This window comes from Sphingomonas sp. SphC10 (assembly GCF_057004845.1).
Genome location: NZ_CM168044.1, coordinates 1,256,921 through 1,276,004 on the forward strand (window position 1 = coordinate 1,256,921; position 19,084 = coordinate 1,276,004).

At 66.7% G+C, this 19,084-nt stretch carries 19 protein-coding genes; 11 read left to right on the forward strand and 8 right to left on the reverse strand.

Annotated elements, in window-relative coordinates:
* Nucleotides 1–4 precede the first annotated feature (4 nt).
* On the reverse strand, nucleotides 5–2,380 hold the full coding sequence (locus ACWKSV_RS05580) for a glycoside hydrolase family 127 protein (RefSeq protein WP_237243367.1): 2,376 nt from the start codon (nucleotides 2,378–2,380) through the stop codon (nucleotides 5–7).
* A 140-nt stretch (nucleotides 2,381–2,520) separates the two neighbouring features.
* Here ACWKSV_RS05580 and ACWKSV_RS05585 point away from each other — a divergent pair, with 140 nt between their 5' ends.
* Entirely contained in the window at nucleotides 2,521–5,232 is a 2,712-nt protein-coding gene (locus tag ACWKSV_RS05585; protein WP_237243368.1) for a DUF5695 domain-containing protein, read from the forward strand.
* On the opposite strand, the gene ACWKSV_RS05590 is transcribed toward ACWKSV_RS05585, so the two are convergent.
* Nucleotides 5,178–5,642 (reverse strand): (deoxy)nucleoside triphosphate pyrophosphohydrolase, encoded by a 465-nt coding sequence (locus ACWKSV_RS05590; RefSeq protein ID WP_076716454.1) that lies wholly within the window; start codon nucleotides 5,640–5,642, stop codon nucleotides 5,178–5,180. The two genes, ACWKSV_RS05585 and ACWKSV_RS05590, sit on opposite strands and share 55 nt — an antisense overlap.
* 39 nt (nucleotides 5,643–5,681) lie before the next feature.
* Between ACWKSV_RS05590 and ACWKSV_RS05595 the strand changes: the two genes are divergently transcribed.
* Both ACWKSV_RS05595 and ACWKSV_RS05600 read left to right on the forward strand, forming a co-directional pair.
* Complete coding sequence (locus ACWKSV_RS05595) at nucleotides 5,682–5,867, forward strand: Flp family type IVb pilin (protein WP_156884291.1); 186 nt, start codon at nucleotides 5,682–5,684, stop codon at nucleotides 5,865–5,867.
* Between the two features lie 124 nt (nucleotides 5,868–5,991).
* Nucleotides 5,992–6,165, forward strand: a complete 174-nt coding sequence (locus ACWKSV_RS05600) for a Flp family type IVb pilin (RefSeq protein ID WP_058744148.1) — start codon at nucleotides 5,992–5,994, stop codon at nucleotides 6,163–6,165.
* Between the two features lie 102 nt (nucleotides 6,166–6,267).
* Here the strand turns inward: ACWKSV_RS05600 and ACWKSV_RS05605 are convergent, their stop codons facing one another.
* From ACWKSV_RS05605 to ACWKSV_RS05620, 4 genes are read right to left on the reverse strand one after another with little or no spacing between them, the layout of a single operon-like run.
* Entirely contained in the window at nucleotides 6,268–7,218 is a 951-nt protein-coding gene (locus ACWKSV_RS05605) for an acetyl-CoA carboxylase carboxyltransferase subunit alpha (RefSeq protein WP_076716457.1), read from the reverse strand.
* An 11-nt stretch (nucleotides 7,219–7,229) separates the two neighbouring features.
* Nucleotides 7,230–8,129 carry a tyrosine recombinase gene (locus ACWKSV_RS05610; protein WP_076716459.1) on the reverse strand — a complete coding sequence of 300 codons (900 nt, stop codon included), beginning with the start codon at nucleotides 8,127–8,129 and terminating at the stop codon, nucleotides 7,230–7,232.
* A complete protein-coding gene (locus tag ACWKSV_RS05615) occupies nucleotides 8,126–9,958 on the reverse strand; it encodes a hypothetical protein (protein ID WP_483666909.1) in 1,833 nt (610 codons plus the stop codon). Before ACWKSV_RS05615 ends, ACWKSV_RS05610 begins: the two co-directional genes overlap by 4 nt.
* The gene (locus tag ACWKSV_RS05620) at nucleotides 9,942–10,076 is read right to left on the reverse strand and encodes a hypothetical protein (RefSeq protein WP_257575576.1); all 135 of its coding nucleotides are present in this window, start codon (nucleotides 10,074–10,076) and stop codon (nucleotides 9,942–9,944) included. The genes ACWKSV_RS05615 and ACWKSV_RS05620 overlap by 17 nt, the downstream gene beginning before the upstream one ends.
* Before the next feature lie 81 nt (nucleotides 10,077–10,157).
* On the opposite strand from ACWKSV_RS05620, the gene ACWKSV_RS05625 reads away from it, so the two are divergent.
* From ACWKSV_RS05625 to ACWKSV_RS05635, 3 genes are read left to right on the forward strand one after another with little or no spacing between them, the layout of a single operon-like run.
* Nucleotides 10,158–10,700, forward strand: coding sequence for a shikimate kinase (locus ACWKSV_RS05625; protein WP_056437338.1), 543 nt, complete (start codon nucleotides 10,158–10,160; stop codon nucleotides 10,698–10,700).
* Nucleotides 10,697–11,797: a 3-dehydroquinate synthase gene (aroB, locus tag ACWKSV_RS05630; RefSeq protein ID WP_076716462.1), complete on the forward strand. Its 1,101-nt coding sequence runs from the start codon at nucleotides 10,697–10,699 to the stop codon at nucleotides 11,795–11,797. The genes ACWKSV_RS05625 and aroB overlap by 4 nt, the downstream gene beginning before the upstream one ends.
* On the forward strand, nucleotides 11,797–11,937 hold the full coding sequence (locus ACWKSV_RS05635) for a DUF2256 domain-containing protein (RefSeq protein WP_076716463.1): 141 nt from the start codon (nucleotides 11,797–11,799) through the stop codon (nucleotides 11,935–11,937). Before aroB ends, ACWKSV_RS05635 begins: the two co-directional genes overlap by 1 nt.
* Nucleotides 11,938–12,061: 124 nt before the next feature.
* Here the strand turns inward: ACWKSV_RS05635 and ACWKSV_RS05640 are convergent, their stop codons facing one another.
* Complete coding sequence (locus tag ACWKSV_RS05640) at nucleotides 12,062–13,432, reverse strand: cryptochrome/photolyase family protein (protein WP_076716465.1); 1,371 nt, start codon at nucleotides 13,430–13,432, stop codon at nucleotides 12,062–12,064.
* 7 nt (nucleotides 13,433–13,439) lie between these two features.
* Nucleotides 13,440–14,363 (reverse strand): histone deacetylase family protein, encoded by a 924-nt coding sequence (locus tag ACWKSV_RS05645; RefSeq protein ID WP_076716466.1) that lies wholly within the window; start codon nucleotides 14,361–14,363, stop codon nucleotides 13,440–13,442.
* A gap of 19 nt (nucleotides 14,364–14,382) precedes the next feature.
* Between ACWKSV_RS05645 and ACWKSV_RS05650 the strand changes: the two genes are divergently transcribed.
* From ACWKSV_RS05650 to ACWKSV_RS05670, 5 genes are read left to right on the forward strand one after another with little or no spacing between them, the layout of a single operon-like run.
* Nucleotides 14,383–15,372 carry an alpha/beta hydrolase gene (locus ACWKSV_RS05650; protein ID WP_076716468.1) on the forward strand — a complete coding sequence of 330 codons (990 nt, stop codon included), beginning with the start codon at nucleotides 14,383–14,385 and terminating at the stop codon, nucleotides 15,370–15,372.
* Between the two features lie 2 nt (nucleotides 15,373–15,374).
* Nucleotides 15,375–15,890 carry an RNA pyrophosphohydrolase gene (locus ACWKSV_RS05655; protein ID WP_191864532.1) on the forward strand — a complete coding sequence of 172 codons (516 nt, stop codon included), beginning with the start codon at nucleotides 15,375–15,377 and terminating at the stop codon, nucleotides 15,888–15,890.
* An 11-nt stretch (nucleotides 15,891–15,901) separates the two neighbouring features.
* Nucleotides 15,902–16,813, forward strand: a complete 912-nt coding sequence (locus ACWKSV_RS05660) for a DUF481 domain-containing protein (protein ID WP_076716470.1) — start codon at nucleotides 15,902–15,904, stop codon at nucleotides 16,811–16,813.
* Nucleotides 16,814–16,863: 50 nt separating this feature from the next.
* Nucleotides 16,864–18,066: a hydrolase gene (locus tag ACWKSV_RS05665; RefSeq protein ID WP_076716471.1), complete on the forward strand. Its 1,203-nt coding sequence runs from the start codon at nucleotides 16,864–16,866 to the stop codon at nucleotides 18,064–18,066.
* A complete protein-coding gene (locus ACWKSV_RS05670; RefSeq protein ID WP_076716473.1) occupies nucleotides 18,063–19,082 on the forward strand; it encodes an arginine N-succinyltransferase in 1,020 nt (339 codons plus the stop codon). Before ACWKSV_RS05665 ends, ACWKSV_RS05670 begins: the two co-directional genes overlap by 4 nt.
* Nucleotides 19,083–19,084: the final 2 nt, after the last annotated feature.

Here is a 19,084-nt window from a genome sequence, read left to right on the forward strand (position 1 = left end):
CCGCTCACGCCGTCGCCCCCGCCTTGGCCGCAAACAGCCGCATGCCGAAGATCGGGCCCGCCGTGCTGCGATCATGCGGTACGATCCGCACGCGCACGTTCTTCTTGCCCGCCGTCAGCGCGGGCGGCAGCGGGTATTCGACGTCGAAGAACGCGCCCGGCTTGTCATTCTCCAGATGCTGGGTGGCGACCTTCACATTATCGACCAGAATGTCGAAGTCCCGCGCCCGCTCCTCACCCCAATAGGTGCCTTGCAGGATCATCGGGCCGGGGCGCACCGCCATGGTGAACTCGAAATAGCCCCCCGACCGCGCGTCACGCCCCTGCCGCCCGCGATAGGAGACAGGGTAGGAGATGTCGGAGGTCAGGCCATGGTCACGCTCCGGCTGCATCTCGCCCAAGTGCATGACATCGACCGAACGCGCGGCGATATCGCGTGCTCGGGCCTGATCGGCCAGGAACGCCGCCTCCTGCGTCTTCCACCCCGCTTCGGTGAAGCGCTTGAAATAAACGGCGCTGCGCCGGTCATATTGGCTGTAGAACGGCACGAAGTTCAGGTCCGCCGGACGGAAGATCCCCGCCGTCCTGTATCGCGCAGTCGCCGGATCGGCGGCGGTGAAGCCCGCTAGCGGATTGGCGCCGACCAGCACCGGGTCGGGTGAGTCCCACTTGTCCTCGCGCCCGCCCAGATCGGCCGCCATCACCATCGGCCCGCGCAGGACCGCCACGACACTATCGTCGCCGGGCGTCGTCTCGACCCGAAGGTCGAGCGGCAGGCGGATCGAAACCGTATCTCCGGCCTTCCACCGACGATCGACCACGGCATAGCCCCGCTCGAAGCGCGGGGATACGGCCTGGCCATTAACCTCGACCTGCGCCTGCCCGTTCGCCCAGCCCGGCACACGCAGCGCCAGAGGGAAGCGACCCGCCCGGTCGAGGCGCGTGAAGCTCAACCTCGCCTGCCCTTCCATCGGATAGCCGGTGTCGAGCGTCACGATCGCACCGCGCTTCTCCCACCGCGCCTCGGCCGGGATGTAGAGATTGACGAAGAAGGTGTCGCCGCCCTGCCAGAAGATGGACTCGCCATGCTTGGCATGCGCTTCCATCCCCGACCCGACGCAACACCAGAAGGCGTCGTCCTTGTCGGTCGAGAACTCGCGCACCACGCCGCTCATCAGCGGCGTCATATAGGTGAAGCCGCCATTCTGCGGATGCTGTGCGGCCATCGCGTGGTTCAGATGCGCGCGTTCGTAATAGTCGAAATAGCGCCCGTCCGGCTGCCAGCAATAGAGATGCCGGGTCAGCTTCATCATGTTATAGGTGTTGCAATGCTCGCACGTCTGGTCGGTGACGTGCCGCGCGATCGTATCGGGTTCGGAGAAATACTCACGGTCGGCATTGCCGCCGATGACATAGCTGTGATGGCCGGTGACGGTTTCCCAGAAGAAGCTGGCCCCCTTGGCGGGGTCGGGCTTGCCGGTGATCTCATGGATACGCGCCAGCCCGATCAGCTTGGGCACCTGCGTATTGGCGTGAAAATTCGCCAGCTTGTCCTCGCCCGCGACCAGCGGGTCGAGCACCTTGCGATCATAGATGCGCTCGGCCAGCGCGAGCCACTGACGATCGCCGGTCCGCTCGTAAAGCTCGGCATAGCTTTCGTTCAGCCCGCCATATTCGCACCCCAGCACCGTCTGCATCTGCGCATCGTCGAGCGCGGCGAAGACACGTGCGAAATAACCGCCCAGCTTGACCGCGACGTCCAATGCCTGCGCGTTGCCCCAGCCGCCATGGATGTCGAGCAGACCCGCAAACAGCTTGTGCACGGTATAGAGCGGCGACCAGGAACCATTGAGGTCGAACCCGCCCGACTTGATCTTGCCCGCCATGATCTCGGGGAAGATTTCCTCGCCATCGACCACCTTGCCGTCGGCCCGCTTGCGCCCCAGCGCGCCGACATAGCCGGTGCCGCGCTTGGCCTGCGCCTCGGCCAGTTCGGCGACGATATAGTCGGCGCGGCGACGCATCTCGGTGTCGCCAGTCTGCTGCCAGGTCAGCACCAGCGCCGACATGTAATGGCCCAGCGTATGGCCCGCGATCGTGTCGCTTTCCCAGCCGCCATAGATCGCGGCCTTCGGCTCCAGCCCGGCATAGGCGCGGAAATTGTGGAGCAGGCGATCGGGGCTCAGACGGTAAAGATAGCGACGATTGGTTTCGACGGCGGTCGCATAGACCGAGGGGCGCAACCGCACCGCCGATAGCGGCAAAGGCTCGGCCTTGGCCGGAAGAATCGACGGCGCAGCCCCCACCGCGCGGGTCGCCATTCCCATCAACGCGACGCCTGCCGCCCCCTGCATCCATTCGCGTCTGCTCGACCGCAGCATCTTGCTCTCCCGGTAATACTGTATACCAATATAGACAGAACGGGAGGGGGGTCAATTGCGATGGTCCCGCAGAGGAGCTTCCCGAGGTCAGGGATTTTATCGTCATGCGCCAAAGCCTTATCCGCCTTCTGCCCGTCACGTTGGCCACGCTTTCGATCGCGGCGAACGCGCATGACGCGGATGGCGCTACCCCCCGGAAGATAGCCAGTGCATCGCAGAAGGCCGCAAATTCCCGTTTCCGGGTCGGCGCGTTCCACCTGATCCTCGACCTCGCCAGCCAGACCGCGCGTGGCCTTTCGCCGGTCGCGACGCCCTACTTCGACTTCCTGCCCATCGGCCGCGCCAAGGAACGCGCGGGCAATGGCTATAATCATCTGGGCGACATCCATCTGCGCCTCCGCCAGGGCGGGGGTGCGTGGCAGGACTATTCGTCTTCGCGTGAACGTCGACCGGTGCGGGCGCTGCCCGTACGCGGCGCGGTGCTGGCGGCGGCGGACATCGGCGGGTCGATGGGCACCGGCATGCCGCTGCGGATCGTGCGGGAATGGGTGAACGACAAGGGCACCCCGGCCCTGCGCTTCACGCTGACCAACACCTCCCACGCGCCGGTCGAGGTCGGCGGGCTCGGCCTGCCGATGGTGTTCGACAACATCATTTCCGACCGGACGCTGGAACAGGCCCATGCCCAGGCCAGCTTCGCCGATCCCTATATCGGTCGCGATGCGGGCTATGTGCAGGTCACGCGGTTGAACGGCGCAGGCCCCGCCCTGCTCGTCCTGCCCGAACGCGCCACGCCGCTTGAGGCCTATGTCCCGATCCCGACGCTGCGCGAGACCAAGGGCCAGGCGGTAATCTCGGAGGCCAGCCCGCGCACACAGACATCGGAAGGCTTTTACGACTGGACCATCGCCAGCGCCGCCTATGCCCAGACCGATTGGGCCAAGGCGGGTGCGCCCTGGAACGAGGCGACCAGCTTCACCCTGGCTCCGGGCCAGAGCCGCAAGATCGGCCTGCGCCTCGTCACCGCGCCCAGCATTCGCGCCATCGAACCGACGCTGACGGCGCAGGGGCGTCCCGTGGTGGTCGGCGTGCCGGGCTATGTCGTGCCGACCGATCTCGACGCGGCTTTGTTCGTGCGATCCGCGTCCGCGATCACCGGCATGGCCAGCTATCCGGCAGGCGCACTCGATGTCACTAAGGCACCGGGCAAGCCGGGCTGGACCCGCCTGTCGGTGCGCGGGCGCCAATGGGGTCGGGCGCGCCTGACCCTCACCTATGCCGATGGCACCGTCCAGACGGTCCAGTATTTCGTCACCAAGCCGCTTGAGCAGACCATGGCCGATCTGGGCCGCTTCTCGACGACGAAACAATGGTTCGAAGGCAAGGGCGATCCCTTCGGCCGCTCCCCCGCCATCCTGACCTATGATCGCGAGGCGGATCGCATCGTCACCGCCGATCCGCGTGTCTGGATCTCGGGAATGAGCGACGAGGGCGGCGCTGGCAGCTGGGTCGCGGCGGTGATGAAGCAGCTCGACAATCCCAACGCGGCCGAAATCGCCCGGATCGAGGAGTTGGTCGACAAGACGATCGTCGGGCGGCTCCAGGTCGCGAGCGGCCCTCAGGCCGGAGGCGTGAAGAAGAGCCTGTTCTATTACGACCCGGCCGCTTTCCCCGACCTCTACAAGCCGGAAACGGACTGGAAGAGCTGGACCTCATGGAAGAAGGATCAGGCCGACGACCTAGGCCGGGCGTACAATTATCCGCACGTCGCGGCGGGGCATTGGGCGCTGTACCGGATCGCGCGCAACCATGCCGGGCTGACGCGGGTGCATGACTGGTCATGGTATCTCGACCATGCCTATCAGACGATTGTCGCGATGATGCGCGACGCGCCGCATTATGCGCAGTTCGGGCTGATGGAGGGCGACGTCTTCGTCGACATCCTGACCGACCTGAAGCGAGAGGGCTGGAACGACAAGGCCGCCAAGGTCGAACGCCTGATGAAGGGCCGCGCGGATCACTGGCGCACCCTGCAATATCCGTTCGGCAGCGAGATGGCCTGGGACTCGACCGGCCAGGCCGAGGTCTATGCCTGGATGCGCTATTTCGGTTACGGTCCGCAGGCCGACGTCACGCGCGAGGTCATCCTGGGCTATGACCCGTCGATCCCGCACTGGGGTTATAACGGCAATGCCCGGCGCTATTGGGACTTTCTGTACGGCGGCAAATATCCCCGGCTGGAGCGGCAGATCCATCATTACGGCTCGACGCTGAACGCCATTCCGCTGTTCGACTCGTTCCGCCGCAATCCCGCCGACATGCATTTGCTGCGTGTTGCCTATGGCGGGCTGCTGGGCGGCATCACCAATATCGACCAGAATGGCGCATCCTCGGCCGCTTTCCACAGCTGGCCCGACCGGATGGAGTGGGACCCGTATAGCGGCGATTATGGCATGGGCTTTTTCGGCCATGCCTATGCCGCGGCCACCTATGTGGTGAACGATCCGACGCTGGGCTGGCTGTCCTATGGCGGCAACCTTTCGCAGAAGGGCGGACAGGTGCATGTCGAGCCGCATGACGGTGCACGCGCGCGGGTTTTCATCGCCCCCGCCGGACTATGGCTGACGCTGGAGGCGGGGAAGTTCAAGGCCGTCGATTATGAGCTGGCGACCGGCGCGGTTCGCCTGACCCTCGATCCGACGACCCGCGACACGCCCGCCGCGCGTCTGTTCGTCGAGACGACGACGCCCGGCGGCCGTGCCTATCGCCCCGAACGGGGTACGTTCGAGCGGGGCGGCTATACCGTTCCGCTGTCGGGCGCGGCATCCGAACTGCTGCTGTCCGCCAGATAGGCGGCAAGCTGGCGGACCAGCGGCCCATCAGCGGGCGGCATGGGCCAGCCATGCATATCGGCGGGCTGGCACCAGGTCAGCCCGTCCGCCTCCAGCGCGACCGGCGTGCCCGACCAGGCCCGGATGACGTAAAGCAGCAGGAGCAGATGGCGACCGGGCAATGGCTCGGTCGCAAAACCCGCCGGTTCCAACGCTTCGGCTGCGACCGTGATCGCCAGTTCCTCCTGCAACTCGCGGACCAGCGCTGCCTCGGGCGTCTCGCCGGGCTCCAGCTTGCCGCCCGGAAACTCCCATAGCCCCGCCAGCGCCTTGCCCGCCGGGCGCTGCTGCAACAGCACGCGGCCATCCCCATCGACCAACGCGGCGGCGACGACGGGAAACAAAACGGGCAAGGTCGGACTGTCGATCATTTCTTAACCTTGAGCACTTACACGGCGAGCGTCATGGGAGTGCGTGCGATCACAAAGATGCTGCAACGCCTGCTGCCCGATACGCGCGGTGCGGCGGCGGTGGAATATGGATTGATCGTGGCGGCCGTGATGCTGGTCATGATCGTCGGCCTGTCCCAATTCGGCATTAGCCTGGAAAATCTGGCCATTCGTATCGCCACCGAACTGGACCTCGCAAACCATTAATTTCTTTTCGGAAACGGCCGTCTTCAAACCTTTTTAACCAGTGGCCCGGTAAGGCGCCAAAAGCTGAACCGGCGCTCCGGCTCAGCCGGGTGATCGATCAAATCAGGACTGAACGGAGACCGGAATGAAGACGTTTCGCAAGATGCTGAAGAACAACAAGGGCGCGACGGCCATCGAATATGGCCTGATCGCAGCCCTGATCGCGGTTGCGGCTATCGGTGCGATGAAGACCGTCGGCACCTCGCTGAGCGGCACCTTCAACAATATCTCGACCAAGGTGGCAAACCCGTCGAACTAAAATCCGACTGACGGGTGGCGTCCGATCGTCGCCCGTTACGGGTTTCAGGATATTGAAGGGGCGGGTCGATCCATTCGGCCCGCCCCTTTCCTTTTGCCGCCGTTACAGCCGCCCCATCGCCAGGAATTTGGCGGCCCGTCCGCGCTTCAGCTCGTCACGGCCCAGGCCGCCCAACTCGCCAAGCGCCTTTTCGACCGCATCGCCCAGATTGGCAATCGCGCCTGAATGATCGCGATGCGCCCCACCCACAGGCTCGGGCACGATCGTGTCGATCACGCCGAAATGCTTCAGGTCCTGCGCGGTGACGCGCATCGCCTCGGCCGCATCCGATGCCTTATCGGCGGTGCGCCACAGGATCGAGGCGCAACCCTCGGGGCTGATGACCGAATAGACCGCATGCTCGAACATCAGCACCCGGTTGCCCGCCGCCAGCGCCACCGCGCCGCCCGAGCCGCCTTCGCCCACGATGGCCGAGACGACCGGTACGCCCGCCGCAAGACAGGCCTCGGTCGAGCGCGCAATGGCCTCCGCCTGGCCGCGCTCTTCGGCCTGGATACCGGGGAACGCACCCGAAGTGTCGACCAGCGTCACGATAGGCAGGCCGAACCGGTCGGCCAGTTCGACCAGGCGAATCGCCTTGCGATAGCCCTCCGGCTTGCCCATGCCGAAATTGTGGCGGAGGCGGCTGGCGGTATCCTCGCCCTTTTCATGGCCCAGTACCATCACGCGCTGGCCACGAAACTGCGCGAAGCCGCCCATGATCGCCTGGTCGTCGCCGAATGCGCGGTCGCCCGCCAGCGGCACGAACTCTTCGAACAGCCCGGCGACATAATGCTTGAAGTGCGGGCGCTGCGGATGGCGCGCGACCTGCGTCTTCTGCCACGGGGTCAGCTTGGTGAAGGTATCGCGCAGCAGCTTGTCGGACTTGGCCTGGAGCTTGGCGATCTCCGCGCCGATATCGACCGTCCCTTCGGCAGTCGTATCGCGCAGCTCGTCGATCCGGCTCTGAAGCTCGGCGATCGGTTTCTCGAAATCGAGGAAGGTCGTTGACATGGCGCTATCGCCTAAGGGCGCTTGTCCCGAAAATCAACGAGCGGGTGTTTCGCATTGACGAGTTCGACCAGTCGGCTCGCCTCGACATGGGTGTAGATTTCGGTCGTGGCGATGTCGGCATGGCCGAGCATCGCCTGCACCGCGCGCAGATCCGCCCCGCCGCCGAGCAGGTGCGTGGCGAAGGCATGGCGCAGGACATGCGGGCTGACCCGGTCAGGTGGAATGCCCGCCGCCGCCGCCAGCGCCTTGATCAACTGATAGAGGCGGATGCGGGTCAGATGCTTTTTACCGCCGGGAAAGAGCCAGAGCTTGTCGGCCGGGACATGCACCCGCCACGCCGCCACCGCCGCCCGCGCCCGGTCGGAGATCGGCACCATCCGCTCGACGCCGCCCTTGCCCTTCAGGATCAGGAAGGGGCGATCCGGGTGAACCGCATTGCGCGGCAGGGCGACCAGTTCGCTCGCACGAAGGCCCGAACCATAGAGCAGCTCGACCAGGGCCGCGAGGCGCAAATCGTTTGCGCTGGGATGCGCGGCCCCCGTACGCTCTGTGATGGCGGCGAACAGGCGCTCGATATCGGCATGGCTGAGTATCTTGGGTAATGCCCGCCGCTGCCCCGGGCGTGGCAGCACCGACGAGGGATCGTCGCCGCGCAAACCTTCTTCATGCAAAAAGGCATAGAAACGCCGCAGCGCCGCCGCCTTGCGCGCGACGGTGGAATTGGCCAGCGACGCCCAGCCTTCGGCCAGCCTCTGGAGCGCGCCCTCATCGGCCTCGCGCAATCCGTCCATCGCCTCGGCGGCAAGGCGCAGGTCGGAACGATAGGCCGCCAGCGTATTGCCCGCCGCGCCAGCCTCCGCCGCCATCATCTCCAGAAAGCGGTCGACCAGCGCGGCATCGTGCATGTTCATGTCCGGGCGATCGCCTCCGCCGCGATCATCCGCGCCTCGCTATCCAACCCGACCGCACGCAGTGCCTCGACGATGCGATAGAGCGCCTGGGGCGGCACGCCGCGCCAATCGCCGGTCTGCATCCCGACCGCGCAGAGCAGGACGACCATGCCGGTCTGCCCGTCCGCCACCGCCTGATCGAGCGCCTCGGTCCAGGCATTGCGCTGACCGACGCGCACGTCGAGCGCCTCGGCGCCCTTTTCGATATCGGTCCGCGACAGCCGCCCGAGCCCCGCCAGTCCGGCAAAGAACATGCGCTGTTTCAAGGCGTCGGCGCTGTAATTCGAGACCTGATCATAAGCCAGCTGGCCTTGCCGGTCGGGATCGCTCAACACGATCATCGCCCAGGCATCGCTGTTCTGCTTCGCCGCATCGCGCCAGCGCGCCGCGCTGCGATCGAGCCCGGCCGACAGCATCGAGGCGACCAGCCGGTCGGCCTCACGCCCGTCGCTCGTCACCGGCAGCCGCGCGGCAGCGCGGGCCGTCAGGATCAGTCGGCCATAGGGCGTGGGCGTATCGTCGCCCCAGAGCGCGAGCATCGCCGACAGCCGCTGCCCCTCATCCCCGGCGGCATAGGCGTTGCGCAGGTCATTGCCGATCGCCGACTGGGCCCGGCTGGCCTGATCGTCATCGGCCAGACCGGAATAGAAATCGACCAGCGCGGCGTTGGAGAGAACACCCAGTGTCGCCGCCTGATCGACCACCCCGGCCCGCTCGGTCGCGGGCACCGAGGGCGAGGTCGCCAGCCAGCCGCGCACCTGCGGCCCGACATAGGATAGATAATCCGGCGGCACCGTCACGCCCGTCGCCGTGGCCAGGCCGAACCGCCAGACCGTAAGGCGGTCGGCCCCACTCCAATCGACACTGACCGCCTTGCGCGCGGACCCCGCGCCCATCAGCTTTTCGGCGAGCTTCAGGTCGAAGTCGTCGGCGACCCGCTGACGGCGCATCTGGCGAACGGTCGCGGTGGCGCGTGCACCATCCCCCGTCAGCGCCCCGCACCAGCCTTGCGCGAGCCGATAGCCGCCCAGCCCGGTCACCGCGCTGCCGCGATCGGCCAGCGGGCATAGCCCCGCCGGGTCGCTGGAGGCGAGCAGCGCGTTCATCGCGACCTGATAGAGTTTGGGCGTGTAATTGGCCGGATCGACCGACTGGACGACCGCCCGCGCCACCTGCGCTTCGCCCATGCGCAGCAGCAGCCAGGCCCGTTCGGCGGCGAAGTCCGCGCCGTTGACGCCGCGCGGCGTCTCGACGTGCGCGGCCAGGGCGCGACGCAGCAGGATCGAGGTCCAGCGCGACGGCAGGGGCGCGGACAAGCGCCGCATCAGCGTCTCGGCGACGCGACCATCGGCACCGGCAAAGATCGTCTGGTCCAGCGCCCCTTCGCGCGGCCCCGCAGGACCGACCACCGCCAGCGACCGCCGGGCCGAAGCAGGCAGTTCATATTCGGCCAGCGTCGCCGCATCCATGGTGGGCGTCGGCGAGGGCGTGGGCGTCGGGACCGGGGTCGCCAGCGTATCCAGCAGCGCCCCCACGGCGTCGGCGGGGGTCGGCGCAGGCGTCGGCGTGGCCAGGGGCGTAGCCCCCGGCACGGCACCTGCGACCGGGCGCGCCGTCGACCGGGGGGTCGGCCGGGCACTGGGCTGCGCGGCAGGTTGGCCGAAGCCGGGGGGCAGCAGCGATTCGGGACGGTCCTGCGCCGCGGCAATGGCTGCGGCCCCGACCATCAGCAGGGCGACGGCCCTGGGCAGGTGGCGGAAAGCGCCCCCCCGCTTATTGCAGGTTGCCAAGCGAGACCGCCTTTTCGACCTGGGTGGTCGGCCGTTCGGTCGCCCGGCCCGAGAGCAGGAACAGCCCGCCGACGACGATGACGAGAAGGACGATGAGCGAAACGACCATACGGGACATGAAACGCAAAACCTTATAATGGACCCGTGAAAGCCCGGCCGGTGTTGCCGGGCGCGCGCCCGCTGTATAGCGCAGAGCGCAATGTTGCAAAGCCACAACCCTGTAGATGCAAGCTGGAACGGATCGCCCATCGTGCTCGTCGGTCTGATGGGCGTGGGCAAGTCGACCGTGGGCCGCCGTCTGGCGAATCGGTTGCGCGTGCCCTTCGTCGATGCCGACACCGCGATCGAGCAAGCCGCCGGCATGAGCATCCCCGAAATCTTCGAACATTACGGCGAACCCTATTTCCGCGACGGCGAGCGCCGCGTGATCGCCCGGCTGGTCGATGGCCGCCCCAAGGTGATCGCGACCGGCGGCGGCGCGTTCATCAATGACGAGACGCGCGCGCTGATCCTGGAACAGGCGACCGCCATCTGGCTGAACGCGAGCCCCGAGGTCCTGGCCGAACGCGTCAAGCGGCGCGACACCCGGCCGCTGCTGCGTGGCAAGGACCCGCTGAAGGTGCTGCGCGAGCTGTCGGCCGTCCGCAACCCGATCTACGCGCTCGCCCCAATCCATGTCTCCAGCAAGCGGGGGCCGCACGAGGCCACCGTCAACGCTATCCTGAAAGCCATCGGACGATGAAGACCGTCACCGTGTCGCTCGGCGACCGCAGCTATCCCATCCATATCGAAGCCGGGCTGCTGCCCCGCGCCGCCGAGTATCTTGCGCCCCTGTCGCGCGGGCGTCGCATGGCGATCGTGACCGACGAAAATGTCCGGCCGCATCTGGCGGTGCTCCAGGCATCGCTGGAGGCCGCGGGCATCGCGAGCGAGGCGATCATCCTGCCGCCGGGCGAGAAGACCAAGAGCTGGGCGATGCTGGAGCATGTCTGCGACCGGCTGCTCGAGCTCGGCATCGAGCGGGCGGATCATGTCATAGCGCTTGGCGGCGGGGTGATCGGCGATCTGGTCGGTTTCGCCTGTTCGATCGTCAAGCGCGGCTGCCGCTTCGTGCAGATCCCGACGACCTTGCTGTCGCAGGTCGATTCGTCGGTCGGCGGCAAGACCGCGATCAATACGTCGGCGGGCAAGAATCTGATCGGCGCCTTTCATCAGCCCGCCCTGGTGCTGATCGACCCGGACGTGCTCGACACGCTGCCCGCGCGGCAAGTACGGGCGGGTTATGCCGAGGTCGTCAAATATGGCCTGATCGACGACTTCGCCTTTTTCGAATGGTGCGAGGCGAACGCCCCTGCATTGCTGGCGGGGGATGCCGATGCGCGAGTGTACGCCATCGCGCATTCGGTCGCGGCGAAGGCGCGGATCGTGGCGGCGGACGAGCATGAGACGAACGGCATCCGCGCGCTCCTGAACCTCGGCCATACTTTCGGCCATGCGCTGGAGGCGGAGGCAGGCTTCTCCGACCGGTTGCTCCATGGCGAAGGCGTCGCGGCGGGCTGTGCCCTCGCCTTCCGCTATTCGGTGCGCAAAGGCCTTTGCGAGCGGCAGGATGCCGAGCGGGTCGCGGCGCATCTCCGTGCGATCGGCCTGCCCGACGGCTTGGCGGCGGCCGGGATCGATGCCCCCTCCGCGACGTTGGTCGAGCATATGAAACACGACAAGAAAATGGCGGCGGGTACCCTGCCCTTCCTGCTCGCGCGCGGGATCGGGCAGACCTATCTCGACAAGACGGTCGATCTGGCCGACATCGCCGCCTTCCTCGACGCCGAGCCGCGTTGATGCCCAACGGCGTCGCCAAGCAGAACCTGCCGAGCAAGATTTGCCCGGCGTGCGGGCGGCCCTTCACCTGGCGCAAGAAATGGGCGCGGGACTGGGATCAGGTGGTGTATTGTTCGGATGCGTGCCGGAAGAAGCGGTAACCACTTCGCCGTTCGCATCGAGCGAAGTCGAGATGCCTTCCCTTGGCCTTCGACTTCGCTCAGGCTGAACGGAGCTTGTACTGAACCCGTTCACGCTGAGCGAAGTCGAAGCGCACGCCCCGACCTATCCCCGCATCTTCTTTGCGGCCGCCAGGGCCCGCTCTCGCCCTTCGCGGTGCCCGATGATCTTGGCCGGATAATCCTTCGGCCGACACCCGGCCTCTTCCGGATCATGGATCGCGGCGTCCGACACATGCTTCAACTCCGGCACCCATTGCCGGATATAGTCGCCCGCATCGAACTTCTCCGACTGGCTAAGCGGTGCCATGATCCGGCCGAACATGTTCGAATCGATCCCCGTCCCCGCGACCCACTGCCAGTTGACGGCGTTGTTCCCGTAATCGGCATCGACCAGACAGTCCCAGAACCAGCGCTCGCCCTCGCGCCAGTCGATCAGGAGATGCTTGATGAGGAAGGAGGCGGTGATCATCCGCACCCGGTTGTGCATCCAGCCTGTTGTCCAGAGCTGGCGCATGCCCGCGTCCACGATCGGATAGCCGGTGCGGCCGGTCTGCCACGCCTTCAGATCCTTGTCCGCCTCCGCACCGCTCCGCCATGGCATCGTGTCGAACGCGTCGCGGCCGTTGCGGTCGGCATAGTCGGGCAACGCCATGACCACGCCATCGGTAAAGTCCCGCCAGGCCAGTTCCTTGCGAAACGTTTCGGTATCCCCGCGCCGGGCGAGCGAATGCCACACGGCACGCACCGAGACCTCCCCGAAATGCAGGTGCGGCGACAGGCGTGAGCTGCCCTCCTCGGAGGGCATGTTGCGCGCGGTGTCATAGGCGACCGCCTTCTCGCCGAAGTCCGCCATCCGCTCGCGCGCCGCCGCCTCGCCCGGTATCCAGTCCTCGTTAAAGCCTGTCGACCAGTCGGGCTTGGTGGGGAGCAGCGACCAGTCGGCCAGTGTCTCGCTTTTCGGCCAATGCCCAGGCGCCTCCAGCGTCTCGGGGCGGTCGCGTGGATGTTCGGGCGGCAAATGGCCCTGCAGTCCCTTCCAGAAGGCCGAGTAGATCCGGAACGGCTTGCCGCTGCCCGTCGTCACCAGTTCCGGCCGCGCCAGATGATTACCGTCATGGAGCGTCAGACAATCGTCCAGCACCTCCTCCGCCTTGCGCCACCAGGGTTCGTAATGACGGATGGCATGGATTTCGGTCGCGCCTGTCTCCTCCATCAAGGCGCGCAGGGTTTCGACGGCCTTGCCCCGCCGCAGGATCAGGCGGCTGCCCAATTCCTTCAAGTCCTTCGCAAGCGACGTCAGGCTGTGATGCAGCCACCAGCGTTGCGCCGCGCCCATCCGCCAGTCGCCGGGCGTTTCGTCGTCGAGGATATAGACCGGAATGACCGGCCCGGCCTCGGCCACCGCCAGGAGAGCCGGTTGATCGTGAAGGCGAAGATCCTGGCGAAACCACAGGATCGTGGGGGAAGCTGTCATCCAGCCGCTACGCTTCGGCCTCCGCCGGGTTCCGATGGGACAGTTTTTCGCCCAGAGTCTGGATCGCCGTGACGTGCCGTTCCGCGATCGCCATGACGTCATCGCCATAGCCGCCGCCGACCGTGCTGGCGACGGGAAGCCCCCGCGCCAATGCCAGATCGGCAATCAGCTTTTCGCGGGCGATCAGCCCCTCCCGCGTCAAGGACAGACGTCCCAGCCGATCCTCGACGAACGGATCGACCCCGGCCTGATACAGGATGATGTCGGGCCGATGCTCGTCGAGGAACGGCGTCAGGGTCGCGGTCAGTTCGGCCAGATAGCCGTCATCATTCACGCCGTCGGGTAATCCGACATCCAGTGTCGAGCGGGCCTTGCGTGCCGGGAAGTTCTTCTCGGCATGGATCGAATAGGTCACGATATCCGGCCGCCCGGCGGTCAGCGCGGCGGTGCCGTCGCCCTGATGCACGTCGCAATCGACGATCGCCACCCGGCCGACGACACCCTGCTCGACCAGCCGCACCGCCGCCACCGCCAGATCGTTGAACACGCAGTATCCCGCCCCCGTATTGGCCAGCGCATGATGGCTGCCCCCGGCGGTATTGGCGGCGAAGCCATGTTTCAGCGCCAGCAGCGCGGCAGTCCACGTACCCCCCGGCACCGCCCGCGCCCGATGGGCGACCTGCTCGGTGATCGGAAAGCCGATCCGCCGGGTCTTGTCGGGCGGCACGCGGGCCTCCAGCACCTCGGCGACATAATCGGGGTCGTGCACCGCCTCCAGCCAGACCGGCGGGATCAGTTCCGGCTCGGTCCAGACCACCGTATCGCCCTTTGCCCGCAGCAGATCGCGGATCGCCCCGTTCTTGCCCCAGCGATAGGTGGAACGCGCCGGTGCCTCGGTGACATAGGCGGGGTGATGGACGACATGGATCATCGCCCCTAGGTAGGAAGCCATGACCCGCGATAGGAGGGCCACGGCCCCGCTGCCCGAACTGCGTGCCCCAAAACTGCGAACCGACGTGGCGCGCTTTCTCGGCTATTATAACCGTCTTCCCGGCCCGCCCCAGCAGGAACTGGGTCCCGAGGCCGCCCGCCAGATGATGCGCGCCGCGCGCGACCTGACCGACCCGCCGGTGGGTCCGCTCGCGCTCGACGAGGCGTTCACGATCGACGGCCCGGCGGGGCCGATCCCCGTGCGACGGTTCGATCCCTGCGAACGGCGCGAGCCCGGCCCGGTGATGCTGTTCTTCCACGGCGGCGGTTTCGTGATCGGCGACATCGACACCCATGCGCCGCTTGCCGCCGAGATGGCGCGCACGCTCGACCTCCCCGTCCTATCGGTCGGCTATCGCCTCGCGCCCGAACATCCCTGGCCCGCCGCGCCCGATGATTGCGAGGCGGCGGCGCGCTGGCTGGCCGGGCAGCCGGGGACGACCGGGCTGATCGTGGCGGGCGACAGTGCGGGCGGCACGCTCGCCACCGTCACCGCCATGAGCCTGCGGGACCGGCCCGCCGATGTGCCCGTAATCGCCCAGGGGCTGCTCTATCCGGCCACCGACATGGCGCGCGCGCATCACTCGCTCCGAGACTTTGCCGAGGGGTATTTCCTGACCCGTGCGATGCTGGACTGGTTCGTCGCCTGCTACGCCGCCGATCTGGGCGATGTGCGTGCGGCGCCGATGCGGGGCGAACTGGCCGACATGCCGCCCGCCGTCATTATGACCGCCGAGTGCGACCCGATCCGCGACCAGGGCCGAGCCTATGCCGCCGCGCTGGCCAAGGCCGGCGTACCCGTCACCTTTCGTGAGGCACGCGGCACGATCCATGGCTTTGCAACGCTGCGCAAGGCGATCCCCTCCGGCGTCGGCGATCTTACCGCTTTCCTGCTTGCGTTGAAGGCCGTGATCGTCGAGGCGGAGGGCATCCGCCCGATGGGACAATGATGATGACCGACCTTCCCTATCGCCCCTGCGCGGGCGTCATCCTGATGAACCGCGACGGCCGCGTCTTTGTCGGCCAGCGGATCGATTCGACGCTGGAGGCGTGGCAGCTTCCGCAAGGCGGCATCGACCCCGGCGAGGAGGCCGATGCGGCAGGACTTCGCGAACTGTTCGAGGAAACCGGCGTCACCGCCGACAAGGTCGAACTGATCGCACGCGCCCCCCATGAACTCACCTACGACCTGCCCGAGGACATGATCGGCAAGGTGTGGAAGGGCAAATGGCGTGGCCAGCGGCAAATCTGGTTCCTCTACCGCTTCCTGGGCGAGGACCGCGACATCCGTATCGACACCGAGCATCCCGAATTCCGCGCCTGGCGCTGGGCCGAGCCGGAAACGCTGCCCGCCATGATCGTGCCGTTCAAGAAGGCATTGTACGAGGAACTGCTGGTCGTCTTCGCAAAGCATTTCACCGCAACCCATGGAAATGCGGCGGTTTCGGTCGACGGGACAAAAGGCTAAGGCACCGGACGATGAAGACGCGGCTGTTCCTGATCCCGATGGCGCTTGGCCTGCTCGCCAATGCCGATCCCAAGGACCCGGACCCGGCGCTGATCCCGCCCCAGATCCGTTCGATGCTGGAGGCCGCGATCGCCAGCGGCAACGAGAACGACATCACCACCGTCGTCCGCTACGCCCGCAACGCGGTGCCCGAGGCCGCCGACGCGATCGATGCGATGGCCGATGTCTGGCGGGACGAAAAGACCGCGAGCCGCAGCCGCACCCTGCGCGAGGCGACCTTTTTCGACCTGTGGCATGGCCGGGTGGAACTGGGCGGTTTTGCAACGACGGGCAACAGCCAGAATATCGGCCTGACGGGCATTGTCGACCTGACCCGCGAAGGGCTGCAATGGCGACACAAGCTGCGCTTCCAGGGCGATTATCAGGAAAGCTTCAGCGTCGTCAGCCGCGAACATTATGTCGCGTCCTACGAGCCGAACTTCAAACTGAACGCCAACAACTATGTCTATGGCGCGGCGCAATATGAAAGCGATCGCTTCCTCGGCTATTTCAACCGTATCTCGGCGTCGAGCGGGGCGGGCTATAGCGCGATCCGCAAGCCGCGCATGACCCTGGACGTCGAACTCGGCCCGGCGTTCCGGCACACCGAGTTCACCGACGGGCGCATCGAAAGCGCGCTGGCTGCGCGCGGCAATCTGAACTTCGTGTGGAAGCTGACCCCGGCGATGACGTTCAACCAGAACGCCTCGGCCTATGTGCAGAAGTTCAACAGCACGGTCAGCACCAATTCGGCGCTGAACGCCAAGCTGTTCGGTCCGCTCTCGGCCGCGCTGTCCTACAACGTTCAGTATGAAAGCGAGCCGCCGCTGGGCCGCCGGACGACCGACACGATCACCCGCGCCTCGGTGGTGTACAGCTTCTAATTTCGGCGACGGGGTTCACCTTTGCCGTGTCCATGGCCTAGATTGAGGCCATGGAGAGACTGAACACGATCGAGCGGGACGCGGTAGCGTCCGCCGCCGCCTATCCCATGCTGCCGCTGGTCGAGGAATGGGCCGCGATCAACAGCGGCACCCGCAACGTGGCCGGGCTGGCGATCATGGCCGACCGGCTGGCCGAACACTTCGGGACCCTGCCGGGCGATCTTGCCCTGGTCGAACCCGAGCCGGTCGAACGGATCGGCAGCGATGGCCGGTCCACGCCGCTGGCCCATGGCCGCCATCTGCTGCTGTCCGTCCGTCCGGACGCCGCCCGGCGAATGCTGTTCACCGGCCATATGGATACCGTCTATCCGGCCGATCACCCGTTCCAGACCGTGACGCGGATCGACGAGAACCGGCTCGGCGGGCCAGGGGTGGCGGATATGAAGGGCGGGCTGGCGGTGCTGCTGGCCGCGCTGAAGACGGTCGAGGCAAGCCCGCTGGCCGAACGGTTCGGCTATGACGTCCTCATCAATTCGGACGAAGAGACCGGATCAGCCTCTTCGGCCGCGCTGATCGCGAAATGTGCGGGCGGCAAGGTCGCCGCGCTCACCTACGAACCCGCTCTGCCCGACGGCACGCTGGCAGGGGCGCGGGGCGGAACCGGCAATTTCACCATCGTCGTGCGCGGACGCAGCGCCCATGCGGGCCGCAATCCCGAGGAGGGGCGCAACGCCATCGTTGCCGCCGCACGGATCGCGCTGGAGCTGTCGCAGCTTGCCACCGACGACATCACCGTTAACCCGGCCCGGATCGATGGTGGAGGGCCGAACAATGTCGTGCCCGATCTGGCGATGCTGCACGTCAATTTCCGTCCGCGCGCGCTGGCCGCGATCGAGCGGACCGGCGCGGCGATGAAGGCGATCGCCGAACGGATCGCCACCGAACACGATGTGCGCGTCGAGGTCCATGGCAGCTTCAATCGCCCCCCCAAACCCATCGACGACGGCGCGGCCGCCTTGTTCGAGACGGTTCGCGGCGCGGGAGCCGATCTGGGCCTGACCATCGGCTGGCGCGACACCGGCGGCGTGTGCGACGGCAACAATATCGCCGCGGCGGGGGTGCCCGTCGTCGACACTATGGGCGTGCGCGGTGGCGCGATCCACTCTCCGGACGAATATATGCTGATCAACAGCCTGGCCGAACGTGCGGGCTTGTCGACGCTGACCATCCTGCGCATCATCGGTGCCGCATGAGCAGCTTTTGCATCCGCCCCGCGGTCGATAGCGACCTTCGCCACCTCTATGAAATGGCCAAGCTGACCGGCGGCGGCTTCACCAACCTGCCCCCCGATCGCCGCGCCCTGACCGCCAAGCTGGCGCGCAGCCATGACGCCTTTGCGGGCGATGGCGACGGCAAGGTCAAGGACGAGCTGTTCGTCTTGATGCTGGAGGATCGCGCGACCGGCGAAGTCCGGGGCACCTGCCAGATCTTCACCCATGTCGGGCAGAAGCATCCCTTCTACAGCTATCGCATCGGCACGCTGACCCAGCATAGCCGGGAACTCGACCGCACCTTCCGCGCCGAGATGTTGTCGCTGACCACCGATCTGGAAGGCGCGAGCGAGGTCGGCGGCCTGTTCCTTCACCCCGGCGAGCGCGCCGGGGGTCTGGGCCTGCTGCTCGCCCGCAGCCGTTACCTGTTCATGCGCGCCAACCGCCCGCGCTTCGCCGACCGGGTGCTCGCCGAGCTGCGCGGGGTGATCGACGAGGCGGGCGGATCGCCCTTCTGGGACGGGCTGGCGGGGCGCTTCTTCGGGATGAATTTCCAGGAGGCTGACCAGTTCAATGCCATCCACGGCCACCAGTTCATCGCCGACCTGATGCCCAAGCACCCCATCTACACCGCGATGCTGACCGAGACGGCGCGCGCCGCCATCGGCCTGCCCCATCCCTCGGGACGGGCCGCCATGCGGATGCTGGAGAATGAGGGCTTCGCCTTCGAACATTATATCGACATTTTCGATGGCGGCCCGACGATGACCGCGCGGACCGATCAGGTGCGCACCATCCGCGACGCGCGCGAAGACACGGTCGTGGCGATCGACGCGCATCCGGGGCGCGAGGCGCTGGTCTCGACGGGGCGGCTCGCCGACTTCCGTTGCGCGCTGGCCGAGATCCGCGATGGCGATGGCGGGATCATCCTGTCCGAAGACGCCGCCCGTACGCTCGACCTGACGGTCGGCGATACCGTCCTGCATATCGATCGGTGAGC

Excerpts from the sequence above, each read along its gene's own strand:
- ACWKSV_RS05580 (WP_237243367.1), bottom strand. The coding sequence starts at position 2,380 with ATGCTGCGGTCGAGCAGACGCGAATGGATGCAGGGGGCGGCAGGCGTC.
- ACWKSV_RS05590 (WP_076716454.1), bottom strand. The coding sequence starts at position 5,642 with ATGATCGACAGTCCGACCTTGCCCGTTTTGTTTCCCGTCGTCGCCGCC.
- ACWKSV_RS05600 (WP_058744148.1), top strand. The coding sequence starts at position 5,992 with ATGAAGACGTTTCGCAAGATGCTGAAGAACAACAAGGGCGCGACGGCC.
- ACWKSV_RS05605 (WP_076716457.1), bottom strand. The coding sequence starts at position 7,218 with ATGTCAACGACCTTCCTCGATTTCGAGAAACCGATCGCCGAGCTTCAG.
- ACWKSV_RS05610 (WP_076716459.1), bottom strand. The coding sequence starts at position 8,129 with ATGAACATGCACGATGCCGCGCTGGTCGACCGCTTTCTGGAGATGATG.
- ACWKSV_RS05620 (WP_257575576.1), bottom strand. The coding sequence starts at position 10,076 with ATGTCCCGTATGGTCGTTTCGCTCATCGTCCTTCTCGTCATCGTCGTC.
- ACWKSV_RS05625 (WP_056437338.1), top strand. The coding sequence starts at position 10,158 with ATGTTGCAAAGCCACAACCCTGTAGATGCAAGCTGGAACGGATCGCCC.
- aroB (WP_076716462.1), top strand. The coding sequence starts at position 10,697 with ATGAAGACCGTCACCGTGTCGCTCGGCGACCGCAGCTATCCCATCCAT.
- ACWKSV_RS05635 (WP_076716463.1), top strand. The coding sequence starts at position 11,797 with ATGCCCAACGGCGTCGCCAAGCAGAACCTGCCGAGCAAGATTTGCCCG.
- ACWKSV_RS05640 (WP_076716465.1), bottom strand. The coding sequence starts at position 13,432 with ATGACAGCTTCCCCCACGATCCTGTGGTTTCGCCAGGATCTTCGCCTT.
- ACWKSV_RS05645 (WP_076716466.1), bottom strand. The coding sequence starts at position 14,363 with ATGATCCATGTCGTCCATCACCCCGCCTATGTCACCGAGGCACCGGCG.
- ACWKSV_RS05650 (WP_076716468.1), top strand. The coding sequence starts at position 14,383 with ATGACCCGCGATAGGAGGGCCACGGCCCCGCTGCCCGAACTGCGTGCC.
- ACWKSV_RS05655 (WP_191864532.1), top strand. The coding sequence starts at position 15,375 with ATGACCGACCTTCCCTATCGCCCCTGCGCGGGCGTCATCCTGATGAAC.
- ACWKSV_RS05660 (WP_076716470.1), top strand. The coding sequence starts at position 15,902 with ATGAAGACGCGGCTGTTCCTGATCCCGATGGCGCTTGGCCTGCTCGCC.
- ACWKSV_RS05665 (WP_076716471.1), top strand. The coding sequence starts at position 16,864 with ATGGAGAGACTGAACACGATCGAGCGGGACGCGGTAGCGTCCGCCGCC.
- ACWKSV_RS05670 (WP_076716473.1), top strand. The coding sequence starts at position 18,063 with ATGAGCAGCTTTTGCATCCGCCCCGCGGTCGATAGCGACCTTCGCCAC.